Genomic DNA, 15,782 nt, shown 5'->3' on the forward strand with positions numbered 1-15,782 from the left:
CTCCCCGGAGGTGCAGGGGGATCCGCCAGCGAGGCGAAGGCACCACTGCTCTATCGTTCTATCGTGTACCTGTAGTGTCTTGTCCGCACGGCAAAGGTGTCCCTTCACACGGATACCCTTGTGCGAGGAATGAGGGAGAGGCGGCGAACGTGGATATCGCTCGATTGCGCCAGGGGAGCGGCCCCACTGTGCGCCGCATGCTGATCGGGCACGAGCTGCGCCAGCTTCGCGAAGCGCGTGGTATCAGCCGAGAGGACGCCGGGAACAAGATTCGGGCATCGGCGTCGAAGATCAGCCGTATGGAACTCGGCCGGGTGGGTTTCAAGCTGCGCGATATCGAGGACCTCCTCAAGATGTACGGGGTCTCCGACCGCAAGAGGATCAAGGAAATCCTCGAAGTCGCGCGCGAATCCAACAAGCCCGGTTGGTGGAAGGAGTACGGGGAGTCACTGCACAAGTGGTTCATCCGCTACGTCGGCTTCGAGGAGGCCGCCGACCACATCCGCATCTACGAGTCCCAGTTCGTCCCGGGACTGCTCCAGACCGAGGAGTACGCGCGGGCGGTCATCTCCGGCGGCGTGGAGACCGACGAGGTCACCGAGCAGCGCGTCGACGCCAGACTCAAGAGACAGCGGCGCCTGCGCACCGACACGAGCATGCGCATGTGGGTGATCCTCGACGAGGCGGCGGTCCGCAGGCCCATCGGCGGACCGGAGGCCGGGCGCGAGATCATGCGCGGTCAGCTGGAGTGGCTCATCCAGCTCAGCAAGGAGTACGACAACATCACCCTCCAGATCGTCCCCTTCGCGGTGGGCGCGCACGCGGCCGAGGCGGGGTCGTTCACGCTCCTGCGCTACTCGGAGTTCGAGCTCGCGGACATGGTCTACCTGGAGCAGCTCACCGACGGCGAGATCATCGACCGCAGGCCGGTGGTGGAGGCCTACACCAAGGCCATGACCCGGCTCAGCGTCGCCGCGGCCACGCCGGACGAGACGCTGGAACTGCTGGAGCAGATGCTGGAGGACCTGGACAAGGAAGTCGGCTGAGCAACGGCGTGGGACGGGAGGAGGGGACCCCGGACACGCTCCCAGGGGTATGAGAGGCTCGCCGAGGCGGGCCTTTCCGGGTTTCGGGGCGGGTGCGCACGTGTGGGCGGCCGCGCGGCCGCGGACCGGTCGGGGCGCGGCGACCGGGGAAGGGGTCACCGCCGAGCGGTAACCCCTCCTGTGTGTCTCGGGGCGGAACGCGCCCGATGTGATGAAAGGTCCTAGCTGAGCAGGTTGTCGAAGTCCCCGTCCTTGGCGCCCAGAATGAGGCAGTCGATCTCCTCCTGGGTGTAGACCAGCGCCGGTCCGGACGGGAACCGCGAATTGCGTACGGCGATGGAACCGTCGCCGAGGCGGGCCATCTCGACGCAGGCGCCCTGGGAGTTGCTGCGCCGGGCCTTCTGCCAGGCCGCCTCGGTGAGCTGGGTCGCGGGGATGCCGTTGTGTGCGGTCATGCTGCTCCTTTTTTTCGTTGAGGGGGACGTCCGTGCTTATGCACCGCCACATGCACGTGCATCGGCACCGACATGTTCACAAGCATAGCGTGACCCCTGCCACTTGTCCGAGGGTTTGGTGGTATGTAAGCGCCATGTAACCCATGGCCTTCCCCTGTGTCGTTCCCGTGTGTCCCGAGGGCTGTTTCGGTCGGGAGGTAAAGGTGCGCGAGAGCACGCGGCTTCCTCCGAGGGGGGAGCAGGGGTGCGAGAACACGCGGACACCCCGGACCGCGGGTGCGCGGGGGCGCGAAAGCGCGGAGACCCCGCCCGCCGGGAGGACCGTCCGCCGGGAAAGCGGCGCGGGAGGGGGCGCGGGGGGCGCGGACACGCGTCGGCCCCGTCGGCCGGGGCGGGGGCCCGGGGCCGACGGGGCCGGTGCGGTGGGACGCGGCGGGGGTCAGGAGCAGGACAGCGCGGTGGTCAGCGCCTCCAGGTTGCCCCGCATGATCGACGGGTAGTCGTCGCCGGGGGAGTCCTCGGTGACACCCTCCAGCGGGTCGAGCACCTCCACCTGCGCGCCGGTCTCGGCGGCGATGGTCTCGGCGGTCGCCGCGGGCATCAGCGGCTCGGTGAAGATCGTCTCGATGCCGCGCTCGTTGACGACGTCGGTGATGGCCGCGATCTGCGAGGGGGAGGGCTCGGTCTCGGGGTCCACCCCGCTGACCCCGATCTGCTCCAGGCCGTAGGCCTCGGTCAGGTAGGTGAAGGCGGTGTGCCCCACGACCACCTCGTCGTGCTCGCAGGAGGACAACCCCTCCTCGTACTCCTGGCCGATCGCCTCCAGCTCGGCGGTCACGGCCTCCACACCCTGCGCGTAGCCGTCGGCGCCCTCGGGGTTGACCTCGGCCATCCGGTCGCCGAGCGCCTGGGCGGTCTGGGCCATCAGGTCCACGTCCAGCCAGAAGTGGGGGTCGTACTCGCCGTGGTCGTGCTCCTCCTCGGCGGCGGCCTCCTCCTCGTGCGCCTCGTCCTCGGCGTGGTCGTGGCCCTCCTCGCCGTGGTCGTGCTCGTCCTCGGCGTGGTCGTGGCCCTCCTCGCCGTGGCCGTGCTCCTCCTCGGCGTGCTCGTCACCTTCCGCGTGGTCGTGGCCGCCCTCTCCCGCCGGGTGCAGCTCCACGACGTCGGCGACGTTGAACGCGCTCTCGGAGGCCTCCTGCGCGATCGCCTCGTCCACGGCGGGCTGGAGGCCCTCCACGTAGAAGGCGATGTCGGATTCGCTGACCTCGGCGACCTGTCGGCCCGTCAGCTCCAGGTCGTGGGGCTCGGTGCCGGGCTCGGTGAGCTGGACGACCGCCACCCGGTCGCCGCCGATCTGCTCGGCCAGCCACTCCAGGGGGTAGACGCCGGTGACCACGGTCAGGTCCGCGTCGGCGGGTGAGACACCCGGGTCGTCCGCCCCCTCGCCGCCGCTTCCGCAGGCGGTGATCGTCAAAAGTGTGGCGGCGCCGAGGGCGGCGGCCCGCACGGTTGTCCCAGTTCGCATGGGTCAATTGTCGGGAGAATGAAAACGGTTGTCAATTTGTCTGTTTGGATCGGAACGCTCACGCGCCCCCGGAACCGCCGTCCGCGGGCGCGCGGAGCGGGCGGCCGGACCCGGAACCGGCAGGCGCCGCGCGACTCCCCGTCCGACCGGTTTCCACCGCCCCGCAACGGTTGCGGGCCCCTCCCGCCGCCGTGCGGCCCGGCTCAGGTGGACTCGGAGAAGCGCTCCACGTCGTCGGTGCGTCCTGCGACCACGATCACATCGCCCTTGTTCAACACCGTCTCCTGGGTGGCGTAGGTGAACTCCTCACCCATCCGCTTCACCGACACCACCGTGATCCCGTAGTGCTGGCGGACCCGCGTCTCGCGCAGCGTCTTGCCGATGAGCTCCTTGGGGGCCTTGGTCTTGCCCAGTGAGAAGCCCTCCTCCAGCTCCACGTAGTCGAGCATCCTGCCCGACAGCAGGTGCGCCACCCGCTCGCCCATGTCGTGCTCGGGCAGCACCACGTGGGTGGCGCCGACCTGTTCCAGGATGCGGCCGTGGCGGCGGCTCGTCGCCTTCGCCCAGATGTTGGACACCCCCATGTCCACCAGCAGCGAGGTGGCCAGGATGCTCTCCTCCAGATGGGTGCCGATGGCCACCACCGCGCTGTGGAACTGGCCCGCGCCCACCTGGCGCAGCGCCTCCTCGTCGGTGGCGTCGGCGATCACCGTGTGCGTGAGCGCGTCGGCGAAGGACTGCACCAGCCGCGGGTTGGAGTCCACGCCCAGGACCTCCCACCCCCGGCTGACCAGCTCCAGGCCGAGCGAACTGCCGAACCGGCCCAGGCCGATGACCAGGACCCGCTTGTCGGTGAGTCTCCTGTGCTGCTGCACGGTGTCCCTTCCTTCCCTCGGAGTGCTCTCAGCCGATGATCGGCCGCGCCTCGGCGAGATCGTAGCGCCGTCGGTGGTCGCGGAAGGCCAGCGCCGTCACGAAGGTGATGGGGCCGATCCGGCCCGCCACCATCAGCAGGGCCAGCAGGAACTGGGTCCACGGCGCCAGGTCCGCGGTGATGCCGGTGGACAGGCCGACCACGCCGACGGCCGACACCACCTCGAACATCACCGGGAGCAGCTCGAACGGGGTGGTGCGCACCAGCAGGACCGTGGTGAAGGCCACCACCGTCGCGGACAGGAACACCAGGCTCAGCGACTGCCGGATCACCCCGGGCGACAGCTGGCGCCCGTAGACGTGCACCTTGTCGTTGCCGCGGACCTCGGCCGCCACCACCAGGAAGATCACCGCCAGGGTGGCCACCTTGATGCCCCCGGACGTTCCGGCGCTGCCGTTGCCGACGAACATCAGCATGATCGTCACCAGCAGCGTGGCGTCCTCCATCTCCCCGGTGTCGACGGAGTTGAGGCCGCCGCTGCGGGGCATCACGCCGTGGAAGAAGCCGTCGACGAGTTTGGCCCACCAGTGCATCTGACCGAGGGTCTGGGGGTTGTGCCACTCCATCACCGTGACCAGCAGCGCCCCGGCCGCGAAGAGGATCGCGGTGGTGGTGACGGTGAGCTTGGTGTGCAGACTCCACAGGCGCGGGGTGCGCAGCTCGCGCCGCAGCTCCAGCAGGACGGGGAAGCCGATGCCGCCGAGGATCACCGCGAGGGCGATCGGCACCAGGATGAACGCGTCGCCGGAGAAGCGCATCATGCTGTCCCCGTACAGGGAGAGCCCGGCGTTGTTGAAGGCCGAGATGGAGTGGAAGAAGCCCGAGTAGACGGCCTCCCCGAAGGGCATGTCGTAGCCCAGCCACATCCTCGGCGTGATCAGCAGGAACGTCAGGCCCTGGCAGATGAGGAAGATCAGGGCCACCCGGCTGACCAGGCCGCGCACGTCGCCCACCCACAGGCTCCGGGTCTCGGTCTGCACGGTCAGCTGCATGCGCAGTCCGAAGCGGCGGATCATCGCGGTGCCCAGCAGGGAGGCCAGGGTCATGATGCCCATGCCGCCCACCTGCATGAGCGCCAGGACCACCCCCTGGCCGAAGGTGTTGAGGTCGTTGCCGATGCTGATCACGCTCAGCCCGCACACCGAGAGCGCCGAGGTCGCGGTGAAGAAGGCCTCGACGAACCCCAGGCCGTGGTGGTCGGGCGTGGTCAGCGGGGTCATCAGCAGCGCCGTGCCCAGCAGGTCCACGATCACGTAGGCCATGAGGAACACCCGCGCGGGCTGGCGCCACGTGCTGGCCTCGCGGGTGGAGCTCAGCTCCCGGCGCAGCTTGTACGACAGCCTGGCGGCCCTGAGGGGCAGGAGCGAGCCGCGCAGCCTGCGCAGGGCGCGCAACCCCGTTCTCAGCCGGTTCTCGCTCACCGCTGACCGCGGGTCGGGAAGGGTGCCACGGTGTCTCCTTAGACGTTCCTGGGCGCGAGGGACCGTGCCGGAGGGTTCCGATGGTGGCACGTCGACGGCCCGTCCAGCATCGTAACCGTGCGGGGGGTGTGCCGGTGGCGCCCGCGGCGGTCCCCACCAGCGGGGACGCCGGCTCCGCGCGGGCCCGGCGGCGGTGCCGCGGTGCCCGGGAGCGCCCCGCCCCAGGTCAGGCGTGGCGTGCGCCCTCGTGGTCGGCGTGGCCGGGCGGTTCCAGCTGCAGCGTGGAGTGCTCGACGTCGAAGTGACCGGTCAGGCACGCGTGGAGTTCGTCCAGCATGCGGCCGCTGTCGCGCAGGTGCTCCTCGGCGACCACCACGTGCGCCGACATCACGGGCACCCCGGAGGTGATGGTCCAGGCGTGCAGGTCGTGGACGTCCAGGACGGCGGGGTGCCCGAGCAGGTGGTCGCGGACCTCGCTCAGGTCCATGCCCTGCGGTGTGGCCTCCAGGAGGATGTGCACGGCCTCGCGCAGCAGCGCCCACGCGCGGGGCACGATGATCGCAGCGATGCCCAGTGAGACGAGGGTGTCCACCCGGTCCCAGCCGGTCAGCCAGACGACGGCGCCGCCCGCGATCACCCCGACCGAGGCCAGGGCGTCGCTCAGGACCTCCAGGTAGGCGCCCTTGACGTTGAGGCTCTCGCGGGCGCCCGAGCGCAGGACGAGCAGTGCGCCGATGTTCATGACCAGTCCGAAGGCGGCCACGGCGATCATGCCCGGCCCGGACACGTCGGCGGGCTCCCGGAGCCGTTCGACCGCCTCCACCACGATGAACCCGCACAGGACGAACAGCACCAGCGCGTTGACGGCGGCGGCGAGGATCTCCGCGCGCTGGTAGCCGAAGGTGCGCCTGCTGGTGGCGGGCCGGGCGGCGATCCACACGGCCACCAGGGCCAGGGCCACCCCGAAGGAGTCGGTGACGGTGTGCCCGGCGTCGGCGAGCAGGGCCAGGCTGTCGCTGAGCGCGGCGCCGACCACCTGGACCACGGCGACGGCGAGCATCATCCCCAGGACCACCGCCAGCCGCCTGCTGTTGGCGGCCCCGGCGGTGACGCCGTGCCCGTGCCCGTGGTCGTGTCCCAGGCCCATCAGCCCTCCCGTCGCGACGTCCTCTCCCGGGGCCGCCGTCCGCGGCACCCATGGTTCAGCCTCCACTGTTTATACAGCCTGCGCTGTCTATACAGCAAGCCATGTACAATGGTTTTCATGTTGACCTCCGAGCAGCGCCTGTCCGCCGTCCAGCGGCTCGGACGCGCCCTGTCCGACCCCACCCGCTGCCGCCTCCTGCTGGCGCTCCTCGACGGTCCCCACTACCCCGCCGGACTCGCCGACCAACTGGGGCTCACCCGCCAGAACGTCTCCAACCACCTCGCCTGCCTGCGCGACTGCGGCCTGGTGAGCACCTCCGCTCGCGGGCGCCAGGTCAGCTACGCGCTCGTGGACGACTCCCTGGCCCACGCCCTGGAGGACCTCCTGCGCGTGGTGTGGGGGACCGCCCAGCCGCACGAGGTCCCCGGGGAGCCCCGGTCCGCCTGAGCGCCGCCGTCACGGGGGCGCCCGGCGACGGCCGGTCCGGTGCGCGCGTGCCCGGTGCGCGCGGCTCCCCGCCGTCGCGGGCCGGGTGTCCGGCCCCCCGCCGTGCCCGCCTCGTCACCCCCGGTGTCCCCGCGTTCCGCGTGTCCGGGGCCGTTTTCCGGTTGGCCGGAAGTTGCCACCGTGATGTCCGTTACAGGGCGCGCCCCCTGTGCGGTCGCAGGAAGCCGCATTTCATCCCATCCGGCTCCGACTTACGGATGAGGACACCTACTTTGGTCAGAAACGGACCCTGACAGAAGGCTGACGCTTCCCTGAGACTTCCCTGAATCGTGCGGGGGAAGCCCCAAGTCCCGATATAACGCGACGTATGGTGAGTAGTGCGCCCGGCAGGTGCACGAGGCCCGGGAGAGGCGGCCGACACGGCCGCCCCGCACCCGGCAGCCAGACACCGGCACCCCTGTCACCACACCTTCGATCCCGGTCCCAGCACCGGCGGACGACCGTGTGCTGCCCCGGCGCGTACACGCGCTCGACGACCCACACATCACGGCCCGCCCCGTGTCCGCAGTGAACTAGGAGCGAGAACCTCTCATGTCCAGATCGGCCGCAAGGGCCCGCGCCGCGGGTCTCCCCCGGACGGGGACCGCTGCCACCAGCGTGGAAGGGACCCGGGTATGAACCGCGCCGCGGTCATGTCGCTCGGCAACCGGGCACTGGTCCTGCTCATCACCCTGGCAGTCCTCTTCTTCGGAGTCCTCGCAGCGGCGTCGGCCAAACGCGAGCTCTTCCCCGACATGTCCCTGCCGATGGTGATGGTCTCCGGCACCTACCAGGGGGCCGCTCCCCAGGTGGTGGAGAGCCAGGTCACCGAGCCGCTGGAACAGGCCGTCCAGAGCGTCCCGGGCGTCACCACGGTCACCTCGGCCTCCAGCACCGGCTCCTCCCAGGTCACGGTCGAGTTCGACTACGGCCAGGACCAGGACGACCTCGTCCGCCAGACCCAGATCGCCGTCGACCAGGTCGCGGGCATGCTCCCCGAGGGCGTCGACACCAGCGTCATGTCCTTCAGCACGGACATGATGCCGGTCGTGATGCTCGCGGCGGGCGCCGGGGACGGCGACGACCAGGCCATGGTCGACCCGCTGGAGACCCACCTCATCCCCGAGCTGGAGTCCGTCGAGGGCGTGCGCTCGGCGACGATCACCGGCGCGGTGGAGTCCGACGTGGTCGTCACGCCGGACGAGGACGAACTCGCCGCCAACGGCCTGTCCCCGCAGAGCCTCGTGGACGCCCTGCAGTCCAGCGGCCTGCTCCAGCCGGGCGGGGACGTCGAGTCCGACGGCCGCAGCCTGAGTGTGACCACCGGTGACCAGTTCACCTCGATCGAGCAGGTCGAGGAGGTCTGGCTCCAGCCCGCCGCCGCGGGCGCGGACATGTCCGCCGCGGCGCCCGGCGCGCCCCCGGCCGCCCCTGCCGACCCGGTCCGGCTCTCCGAGGTCGCCGACGTCGAACTCGTCCAGGACGAGGCCGCCAGCCTGGCGCGCGTCAACGGCGACCCGAGCATCGGCGTCATGGTCATGAAGACCCCCGACGGCAACACCGTCGAGGTCTCCGAGGGAGTCCAGGCGGTCCTGGACGAGCAGGCCGACGTCCTGGGCGAGGACATCGACATCAGCGTGGTCTTCGACCAGGCCCCCTACATCAACGAGTCCATCATCGCGATGCTCGAAGAGGGCGGCATGGGCCTGCTGGCCGCCGTGATCGTCATCCTGGTCTTCCTGTTCTCGATCCGCTCCACCCTGGTGATCGCGGTGTCGATCCCGGCCTCGGTGCTGATCGGGTTCCTGGGCATGCAGGCGTTCGACTTCTCGCTGAACATGCTCACCCTCGCCGCCATCACCATCTCCATCGGGCGCGTGGTGGACGACTCCATCGTGGTCCTGGAGAACATCCGCAGGCACCTGGACTACGGCAAGGAGCGGATGGCCGCGGTCAAGCAGGGCGTGCGCGAGGTCGCCACCGCCGTGGTCTCCTCCACGCTCGCGACCATCGCCGTGTTCCTGCCGCTGGCCTTCGTCGGCGGCCAGGTCGGCGAGCTGTTCCTGCCGTTCGCGGTCACCGCCAGCCTGGCCCTGGCCGCCTCCCTGGTCGTCTCCATCACCCTCATCCCGGTGCTGTGCTACTGGTTCATGCGTCCCAAGGAGGTCGGGGACGCCACCCAGGAGGAGATCGAGCGCGAGGAGTACGAGCGGGAGATGCGCAGCCCGCTCCAGCGCGCCTACCTGCCGATCATCCGCTGGATCACCACCAAGCGCAGGATCGCCACGATCACCACGCTCCTCGCCAGCGCCGCGATCTTCGTCGGCACGGTCTTCATGGCCAGCGGTATCGAGACCGACTGGATGGGCCAGTCCGAGGAGAACACCTACCAGGTCGTCCAGGAGCTGCCCCCGGGCACGTCCCTGGAGGTCGCCGACGAGGAGGCGGCCAAGGTCGAGGACATCCTCGCCGGCTACGCCTGGGTGGAGTCCTACCAGACCAACGTCGGCGGCGGCGGTATGGCCGCCATGTTGGGCGGCGGCGGTGCGGCCCAGGTGGACTACAGCATCACCGCGGACCCCGACACCGACCAGGCCCGCAACCGCGAGGTGCTGCGCACGGCCCTGGAGGACCTGGACACCGAGTACGAGCCGCGCCTGAGCGCCATGGCCGCCATGGGCGGTTCGGGCATCGAGGTGCGGGTCAGCGCCGACGACCAGGACACCCTGGCTGAGGCGGCCGGGATGGTCGAGGAGGAGCTGCGCGGCATCGACGGTGCCGACGACGTCGCCAACAGCATCTCCGAGTCCCAGCCCGCGCTGGAGGTCCGCGTCGACGGCGAGGAGGCCGCCGAGCGGGGCATGACCGAGGCCATGATCGGCCAGCAGGTCACCGCCGCCTTCAACGGGCAGAACGTCGGAACCGTCACCCTCGACGACACGCGCCGCGACATGGTGGTCCGCGTCGACGAGGCGCCCCAGACCGTGGCCGAGCTGGAGGACCTGCCCGTCACGGGCCCGAGCGGCCAGGCGGTCCCGCTGTCCGACGTCGCCGAGGTGGCGGAGGTGCAGCAGCCGCCGGAGCTCACCCGGATCGACGGCATCACCAGCGCCACCGTGTCGGCGAGCGCCACCGGTTCCGACCTGGGCGCGGTGAGCGCAGAGATCACGCAGGCCCTGGACACCATGGACCTGCCCGAGGGCGCGACCGCGACCCTGGGCGGCGTCAGCCAGGACCAGAGCGAGGGCTTCGCGCAGCTGATGCTGGCGATGGTCGCCGCGATCGTCATCTGCTACCTGATCATGGTGGCGACCTTCAAGAGCCTGATCCAGCCGCTGATGCTCCTGATCTCGGTGCCGTTCGCGATCACCGGTTCGCTGGGGCTGCTGCTGGTCACCGGCACCCCGCTGGGTGTGGCGGGCATGGTCGGCATGCTGATGCTCATCGGTGTGGTGATCACCAACGCCATCGTCCTGATGGACCTGATCAACCAGAACCAGAACAACGGGATGCCGCTCAGGGAGGCGATCGTGGAGGGTGCCCGGCACCGTCTGCGGCCCATCCTGATGACGGCGCTCGCGACCGTCGCGGCGCTGACCCCGATGGCCCTGGGCATCACCGGCGGCGGGGCGTTCATCTCCGCGCCGCTGGCGATCGTGGTGATCGGCGGTCTGCTGTCCTCCACCGTGCTCACGCTGATCCTGGTCCCCGTCCTCTACCAGCTGGTGGAGTGGGGCAAGCAGCGCGGCGCGGCCCGCGGGCAGGCGCGCCGCGAGCTGCGCAGGGAGCGCAAGGCCGCGGCCGCCGGGACCGAGCGCACCAAGGAGCCGGTCGGCTGATCCCAGGCCGTTCCCGGTTCGGGGGCGCTCCGCGCACGGCGCGGGGCGCCCCTCACCGTCGTCCGCCGTCCGGCTTCGAGCCGACGGGGCGTTGACCGGCTACGGCGATGCGAACCTGAGTTCGGTCATGAAAAATTCGGCAAAAGTGTTTTATGGACTGACTTGGCGGTAGGGGCGTGGTAGCCGCGCCCGGCCCGCCGGGCGGGAAGGGCGCGGTCGCCGTGTCCCGCGGGTCTGCGGGTATGGAAGCGCGGAGTACGGTACCCGCCTCCGTGCACGCAGAGTGACCGCACGGGGATCGAAAGATATTTGTCGCGCGACAACTTTTTTCGCTCCGTCGCTTTTGAAGGCGTTTCTGAGGGAACGTACTCCCCGCACGGCGACCGTCCCCCGCCCGACGAGAGCTCCCGACAGCGCGTCAGGAGCGAGGGCCGCGCCGCAGGTGCTGACAAGCGACACAAGCACAGAAGGACAGAGCACCGGGGGGCCTCTCTTGTCCGAGAACACCGCGCCGAAGTCCCAAACCGCCGCGGACCACACGACCGTCATCCCCAGGCCGCGCAGGCCGATGCCCGGCGAGGACGCCACGGCGGAGGAGTTGCTGTCCGTACTCGTGGGGCTGGGGGAGGGGGACCCGCGGGCCAACGGGCTGCGTGAACGGGTCATGGTCCTCTACCAGCCGTTGATCAACAAGATCGCGCGCCGCTACGGGGGGCGCGGCGAGCCGCTGGAGGACCTGAAGCAGACCGCGATGGTGGGGCTGGCCAAGGCCGTGCGCGGCTACGACCCGGCCCGCGGCAAGCCCTTCATCTCCTACCTGCTGCCCACGGTGACGGGGGAGATCAAGCGGCACTTTCGCGACCACACCTGGGCGGTGCGGGTGCCGCGCCGCCACCAGGAGAACCGGGTGAAGCTGCGCCGGGTCACGAGCGAGTTCCAGCAGCGGCACGCGCGCACGCCCACGATCGCGGAGCTGGCCCACGAGATGGGGCTGCCCGAGGCCGAGGTCAGCGAGCTGGCGCAGGTCTCGGAGTCCTACCGGTCGCTGTCGTTGGACGCGCCCGACTCCTCCGACTCCGAGGGGCAGGAGGGCACGCGCCTGGAGGACCACCTGGGCAGTGAGGACGCGGCGCTGGACCGGGTGGTGGAGCGCGAGTCGCTCAAGCCCGCGCTGGCGAGGCTGCCCGCACGCGAGCGGGAGATCCTGCGGCTGCGGTTCTTCGGGGACCACACCCAGTCCGAGATCGCGGACCGGTTGGGGTACTCCCAGATGCACGTGTCCCGGCTGCTCTCCGGTGTGCTGGAACAGCTGCGCCAGGATGTCGGCGCGGCCGGGCCGGACCGCTCCTGAGGTCTTCCGGAGGGGCCGAGAGGGCCCTCCTCCGGACGGCGGGGACCACCCTTCGCGGGTCCGGGGCGGGAAGCGAGAGCAGCGCCTCGTCCCGCTGCACGTCATGCCGACGGGTCTCTGCTCGGGCGTTATGCGTGGCCCGGGTTGGGTTTCACTCCGCAAACCCCCGCAGTCGGGGCGTTCGGGCCCTTGGCGCTGCGTCACCGGAGCGGCGATTTGTGCTATCCGCGCACTCCAGGCAGGCTGCGTCACATGGACGAAACGAACAAGAGCCTCGACGACCTGGTCCGCGACGAGCTGGGCGAGGAACCGTCGCAGGAGGCCAAGGACTACGCGCGCGAACTCTACGAGCGCTACCGACTGCCCGCGCCCGGCCAGGACGGCGGTGCGGCGGCGCCCCCGAGGGGCGGCGCCGGGGAGTAGGCGCGCTCTCCCGGACGCGGCGGCGTACCGGCGCGGCTCGGAGCGGTCCGTGCTCCGGGGTTCCGCTCCGCTTCGCTCCGTGTCCGGGGGAGTGGGCCCGCCCCCGGGGCGGGCGGCGACCCGCGTACCGGGTCAGTCGGGGAGGACGGCCCCGTCGGCGTCCTCCGCCGAGGTGTCGCGGTCCCACACCAGCTCGAACCAGACCTTGCGGCCCATCCCGTCGCCGCGGGGCTCGGCGCCCCACTTGCTGGAGAGCGCCTCGACCAGATCCAGGCCCCGACCGTGCTCGGTGGTGTCATAGGGGCCCCGGTGCTGGGGCTCGGGCGTCTCGGCCGCGTTGCCCAGGTCCCGCACCTCCACCCGCGCCCACCCGGGCGCCAGGTGGACACAGACCTCGAACTTGCCGGTGGCGCGGCCCGAGGCGCTGTGCGTGATGGCGTTGGTGGCCAGCTCGCTGGTGAGCAGCGTCGCCGTGGTCAGCTCCGGTGAGGCGACCAGCTGCCGGGCGACGAACCTCCTCGCGTAGGCGATCTGGCTCGGCAGGCCGGGGAAGCGCCGCCGCGCCGGTCTGGAGGCGGTCTCTGTGCTGTACGGGGTGCGCTCTTCCATGGAACTCGCCGGACGTTGAAAGGGACGGGACGAAGACACCGGGACCTGGAGTGTGTCCGGCTGGGGGGAGGCGGACCCGGGGGTGGGGTCGTGCGTGTGAAGCGCGACGGGGGGACTGTGGGGTGCTGCGGTGTCACACATGAGGGTTCACTCCCCGAGGACGTGTGTTCGCGGCGGGCATGGCAACGGAGGTGCCGGGCCCTCGAAGGCGTCCGTGCCCGCGGAACGGGTCACGGCGCGGGGTGGTCACACGGGCCCGGACCCCCTGGGACAGGGAGGGGTGCGTCGGTGTGCCACGCGTCACGCGCAAGGGCGGCGACAGGAGGGAGGAGGGAAGCCGCGAGACTTCCTCCGAGGCGGTGGTGGGGCCTGGGAGCGGGCCGGGACGGTGGGTCATGTCGGGTGGCGGATGTGCCCTACGACACTGAAGGGCGTATTCGCGCTTAGCATACGCTCCGTGCCTCCCCGGAAACCCAGCTGACCTGGCTTGGCCAGGATAACCCCGGCTGAGCAGGAAAAAGGGGCTGTTCGGTCGGATCGCGGGAGCGACCGGGGACGGATATGGGCCGTGTTTCGGAACTGGTGGGGCCTGTGAGCATGAATAACGATTGGGTCAAGCTCTCGGAAACTTTGTGCCTCCCACGGTCTTGCGCGCTCGTGTTCGACCGGTCAGGGTGTGGACATGCCCTCCCGCGCGCCCCTGCCTCCCGGTCTCGGCATCGAGATCGACCGCGCGGCGCGCCTGGTCGACGAGGGGCACGTCCTCCTCGGCGGTAGCCCGCCGCGGGCGGTGCGCCTCGGCCCGGAGCGGGTCAGCGCGCTGATCCGCTGGCTGAGCCGGGCGGTGCCGCGGGACGCGGACGAGGGCCTGTTCGCACGCGACCTCGTCAGGGCGGGCCTCGCCCACCCCCGCCCCCTGCCCCTCGCCCCGGGGGACACGGCCGAGGTGGCCGTCGTCGGACGGGCCGACTCCGCCGCGCTGCACGCCACCCTGGACCACCTCGACGAGCACGGCCACGGGACGCGGACCCTGGTCGTGGGCGCCACCGGGCCCGAAGCCCGGGCGGCCCGCCGCCGGGGCGCCCGCGTCGTCCCCGGGCCGACCGGGGGAGCCGGGGCCCGGGCGGCGGCGCTGCGCGCGTGCTCCGCCGAGTTCGTGGCCCTGGTCGAGGCGGGCACCCGCCCCGGCCCCGGGTGGCTGGAGACCGCGCTCGGCCACTTCGCCGACCCGGACGTGGCGGCCGTGGTGCCCCGGGTCCTGACCGACCGCTCCGCCTGCCTGGGCCACACGCGGATGACCGTGGCCTCCGTCGCCGCCCGCCGAACGGGCGCGGACCGGGGCGCCGACCCCGCCCCCGTCCTGCCCTGGGGGCACGCTCTGCCCTGGCAGGAGCGCCCGGGACCGGCCAACGAGCACACCGACCCTCTGCGGCCGGTCCCCGTCCTGGTGCTGCGCCGCGGTGCCGCCGACCTCGACCCCGGCCTCGGCGCCGCCGCCGGGCTCGACCTGTTGTGGCGGCTCGCCGAACAGGGCTGGTCGGTGCGCTACGAGCCCCGTTCCAGGGTGTGGGCACCGCCGACCACCGACCTGGGCGCGTACCTGCGCTCCTGCTTCACCTCCGGGGCGGTCGCCGGTCCCCTGGCCCGCCGCCGCGGCGCGCACGCCGCCGGGCCCGCGCTGTCCTGGCCGGGCGCGGTCGGACTCGCGCTGTTGTTCGCGGGACGGCCCGGCGCCGCCCTGGCGGCCGGTGCGCTGGGCGGCGCGGCGGTGACGGGCTCCCTCGTGGCGGGAGCGGGCACCCCGCTGCCCGAGGCGGTGCGACTGGCCGGGCTGGACCTCGCGCACACCGTGCGCACGGGCACGCGCGCGGTCCGCACGGCCTGGTGGCCGCTGGCCGCGGCGGCGGTGGGCACGGCGGTGCTCGGACGGCGCGGCCGCGGGGCACCGGGCGTGCCCGCTCCGGCCGCCTCGGACCCGCTCGCGGGTCGAGGCCGGTCAGCGCGGCGAGGCGGTGCCGGCGGACGCGCGGGCCGCGTCGCCGCCCTGGCCGCGGGAGCGGCCCTGGTCGTGCCGCACGTGGCGGCCTGGCACCGGGGCAGGGGCGCCGCCCTGGCCGGTCCGGTGACCTGGACGGCCCTGGGGATGGCGGGCGACGCGGCGCGCTCCCTGGGCACCTGGTGGGGGATCGCGCGGTCGGGTTCGCCCGCGCCCCTGGTGCCCCGGCTCGTACCCCCGGCCGCGACCGGCCCGGCCCCGCGGGAGCGCTCCGGCGGGACGCGTCGTGCGCGGGGACCCAAGGACGGCTCAACGGCGGCCGTGAGCCGGGCTTAACCCCTCCGGGGCGGGGAGGGGCGACCCTTCCGGGCGGACCACGGGTGTTCTCCGAGCACTTCCGCGCCTTTCGTGAAACCGTCCTGTGGTGGTACCTGGGCCCGGGGGAGGGGGGTTTCGACCATGCTGCGTTAGATTGCCGTTGAGCGATGCTTCTGGGGTCGTATGTCCGAATGTCAGGCCGCCGGAGGCGTGCCCGCGGGGCTTGCGGGGT

General features: G+C 71.6%; 12 protein-coding genes. 6 read left to right on the forward strand and 6 right to left on the reverse strand.

Translation table 11 applies throughout. The annotated features are described in order from the left end of the window. Positions 1-197 precede the first annotated feature (197 nt). The gene (locus EV372_RS16880; RefSeq protein ID WP_036552062.1) at positions 198-1,046 is read left to right on the forward strand and encodes a helix-turn-helix domain-containing protein; all 849 of its coding nucleotides are present in this window, start codon (positions 198-200) and stop codon (positions 1,044-1,046) included. A 221-nt stretch (positions 1,047-1,267) separates the two neighbouring features. Here the strand turns inward: EV372_RS16880 and EV372_RS16885 are convergent, their stop codons facing one another. The 5 genes from EV372_RS16885 to EV372_RS16905 all read right to left on the reverse strand — a co-directional run bounded on the left by EV372_RS16885 (position 1,268) and on the right by EV372_RS16905 (position 6,528). After that, positions 1,268-1,501: a DUF397 domain-containing protein gene (locus tag EV372_RS16885; RefSeq protein ID WP_013151575.1), complete on the reverse strand. Its 234-nt coding sequence runs from the start codon at positions 1,499-1,501 to the stop codon at positions 1,268-1,270. A 439-nt stretch (positions 1,502-1,940) separates the two neighbouring features. Further along, positions 1,941-3,026 (reverse strand): metal ABC transporter substrate-binding protein, encoded by a 1,086-nt coding sequence (locus EV372_RS16890; RefSeq protein WP_486483988.1) that lies wholly within the window; start codon positions 3,024-3,026, stop codon positions 1,941-1,943. Positions 3,027-3,229: 203 nt separating this feature from the next. Further along, positions 3,230-3,901, reverse strand: coding sequence for a potassium channel family protein (locus EV372_RS16895; protein ID WP_130396745.1), 672 nt, complete (start codon positions 3,899-3,901; stop codon positions 3,230-3,232). Between the two features lie 28 nt (positions 3,902-3,929). Further along, a complete protein-coding gene (locus EV372_RS16900; protein ID WP_130396746.1) occupies positions 3,930-5,381 on the reverse strand; it encodes a TrkH family potassium uptake protein in 1,452 nt (483 codons plus the stop codon). A 226-nt stretch (positions 5,382-5,607) separates the two neighbouring features. Continuing rightward, positions 5,608-6,528, reverse strand: a complete 921-nt coding sequence (locus EV372_RS16905; RefSeq protein WP_130396747.1) for a cation diffusion facilitator family transporter — start codon at positions 6,526-6,528, stop codon at positions 5,608-5,610. 117 nt (positions 6,529-6,645) lie between these two features. On the opposite strand from EV372_RS16905, the gene cmtR reads away from it, so the two are divergent. The 4 genes from cmtR (at position 6,646) to EV372_RS29110 (ending at position 12,627) form a co-directional block, all read left to right on the forward strand. Beyond that, positions 6,646-6,975, forward strand: coding sequence for a Cd(II)/Pb(II)-sensing metalloregulatory transcriptional regulator CmtR (gene cmtR / locus EV372_RS16910; protein WP_130396748.1), 330 nt, complete (start codon positions 6,646-6,648; stop codon positions 6,973-6,975). A 674-nt stretch (positions 6,976-7,649) separates the two neighbouring features. Continuing rightward, positions 7,650-10,853 (forward strand): efflux RND transporter permease subunit, encoded by a 3,204-nt coding sequence (locus tag EV372_RS16915; protein ID WP_130396749.1) that lies wholly within the window; start codon positions 7,650-7,652, stop codon positions 10,851-10,853. Between the two features lie 493 nt (positions 10,854-11,346). Continuing rightward, positions 11,347-12,204 (forward strand): SigB/SigF/SigG family RNA polymerase sigma factor, encoded by an 858-nt coding sequence (locus tag EV372_RS16920; RefSeq protein ID WP_130396750.1) that lies wholly within the window; start codon positions 11,347-11,349, stop codon positions 12,202-12,204. Positions 12,205-12,456: 252 nt separating this feature from the next. Beyond that, positions 12,457-12,627, forward strand: coding sequence for a hypothetical protein (locus EV372_RS29110; protein WP_165436000.1), 171 nt, complete (start codon positions 12,457-12,459; stop codon positions 12,625-12,627). Between the two features lie 132 nt (positions 12,628-12,759). Here EV372_RS29110 and EV372_RS16925 read toward each other — a convergent pair whose 3' ends face one another. Further along, the gene (locus tag EV372_RS16925) at positions 12,760-13,236 is read right to left on the reverse strand and encodes an ATP-binding protein (RefSeq protein ID WP_130396751.1); all 477 of its coding nucleotides are present in this window, start codon (positions 13,234-13,236) and stop codon (positions 12,760-12,762) included. Between the two features lie 682 nt (positions 13,237-13,918). On the opposite strand from EV372_RS16925, the gene EV372_RS16930 reads away from it, so the two are divergent. Then, a complete protein-coding gene (locus EV372_RS16930) occupies positions 13,919-15,568 on the forward strand; it encodes a glycosyltransferase (protein WP_130396752.1) in 1,650 nt (549 codons plus the stop codon). Positions 15,569-15,782: the final 214 nt, after the last annotated feature.

It is taken from the genome of Nocardiopsis sp. CNZ308 (genome assembly GCF_004217075.1).

Coding starts and splice junctions, on each gene's coding strand:
- cmtR (WP_130396748.1), top strand. CDS start 6,646: ATGTTGACCTCCGAGCAGCGCCTGTCCGCCGTCCAGCGGCTCGGACGC.
- EV372_RS29110 (WP_165436000.1), top strand. CDS start 12,457: ATGGACGAAACGAACAAGAGCCTCGACGACCTGGTCCGCGACGAGCTG.
- EV372_RS16885 (WP_013151575.1), bottom strand. CDS start 1,501: ATGACCGCACACAACGGCATCCCCGCGACCCAGCTCACCGAGGCGGCC.
- EV372_RS16915 (WP_130396749.1), top strand. CDS start 7,650: ATGAACCGCGCCGCGGTCATGTCGCTCGGCAACCGGGCACTGGTCCTG.
- EV372_RS16890 (WP_486483988.1), bottom strand. CDS start 3,026: ATGCGAACTGGGACAACCGTGCGGGCCGCCGCCCTCGGCGCCGCCACA.
- EV372_RS16930 (WP_130396752.1), top strand. CDS start 13,919: ATGCCCTCCCGCGCGCCCCTGCCTCCCGGTCTCGGCATCGAGATCGAC.
- EV372_RS16880 (WP_036552062.1), top strand. CDS start 198: ATGCTGATCGGGCACGAGCTGCGCCAGCTTCGCGAAGCGCGTGGTATC.
- EV372_RS16905 (WP_130396747.1), bottom strand. CDS start 6,528: ATGGGCCTGGGACACGACCACGGGCACGGGCACGGCGTCACCGCCGGG.
- EV372_RS16925 (WP_130396751.1), bottom strand. CDS start 13,236: ATGGAAGAGCGCACCCCGTACAGCACAGAGACCGCCTCCAGACCGGCG.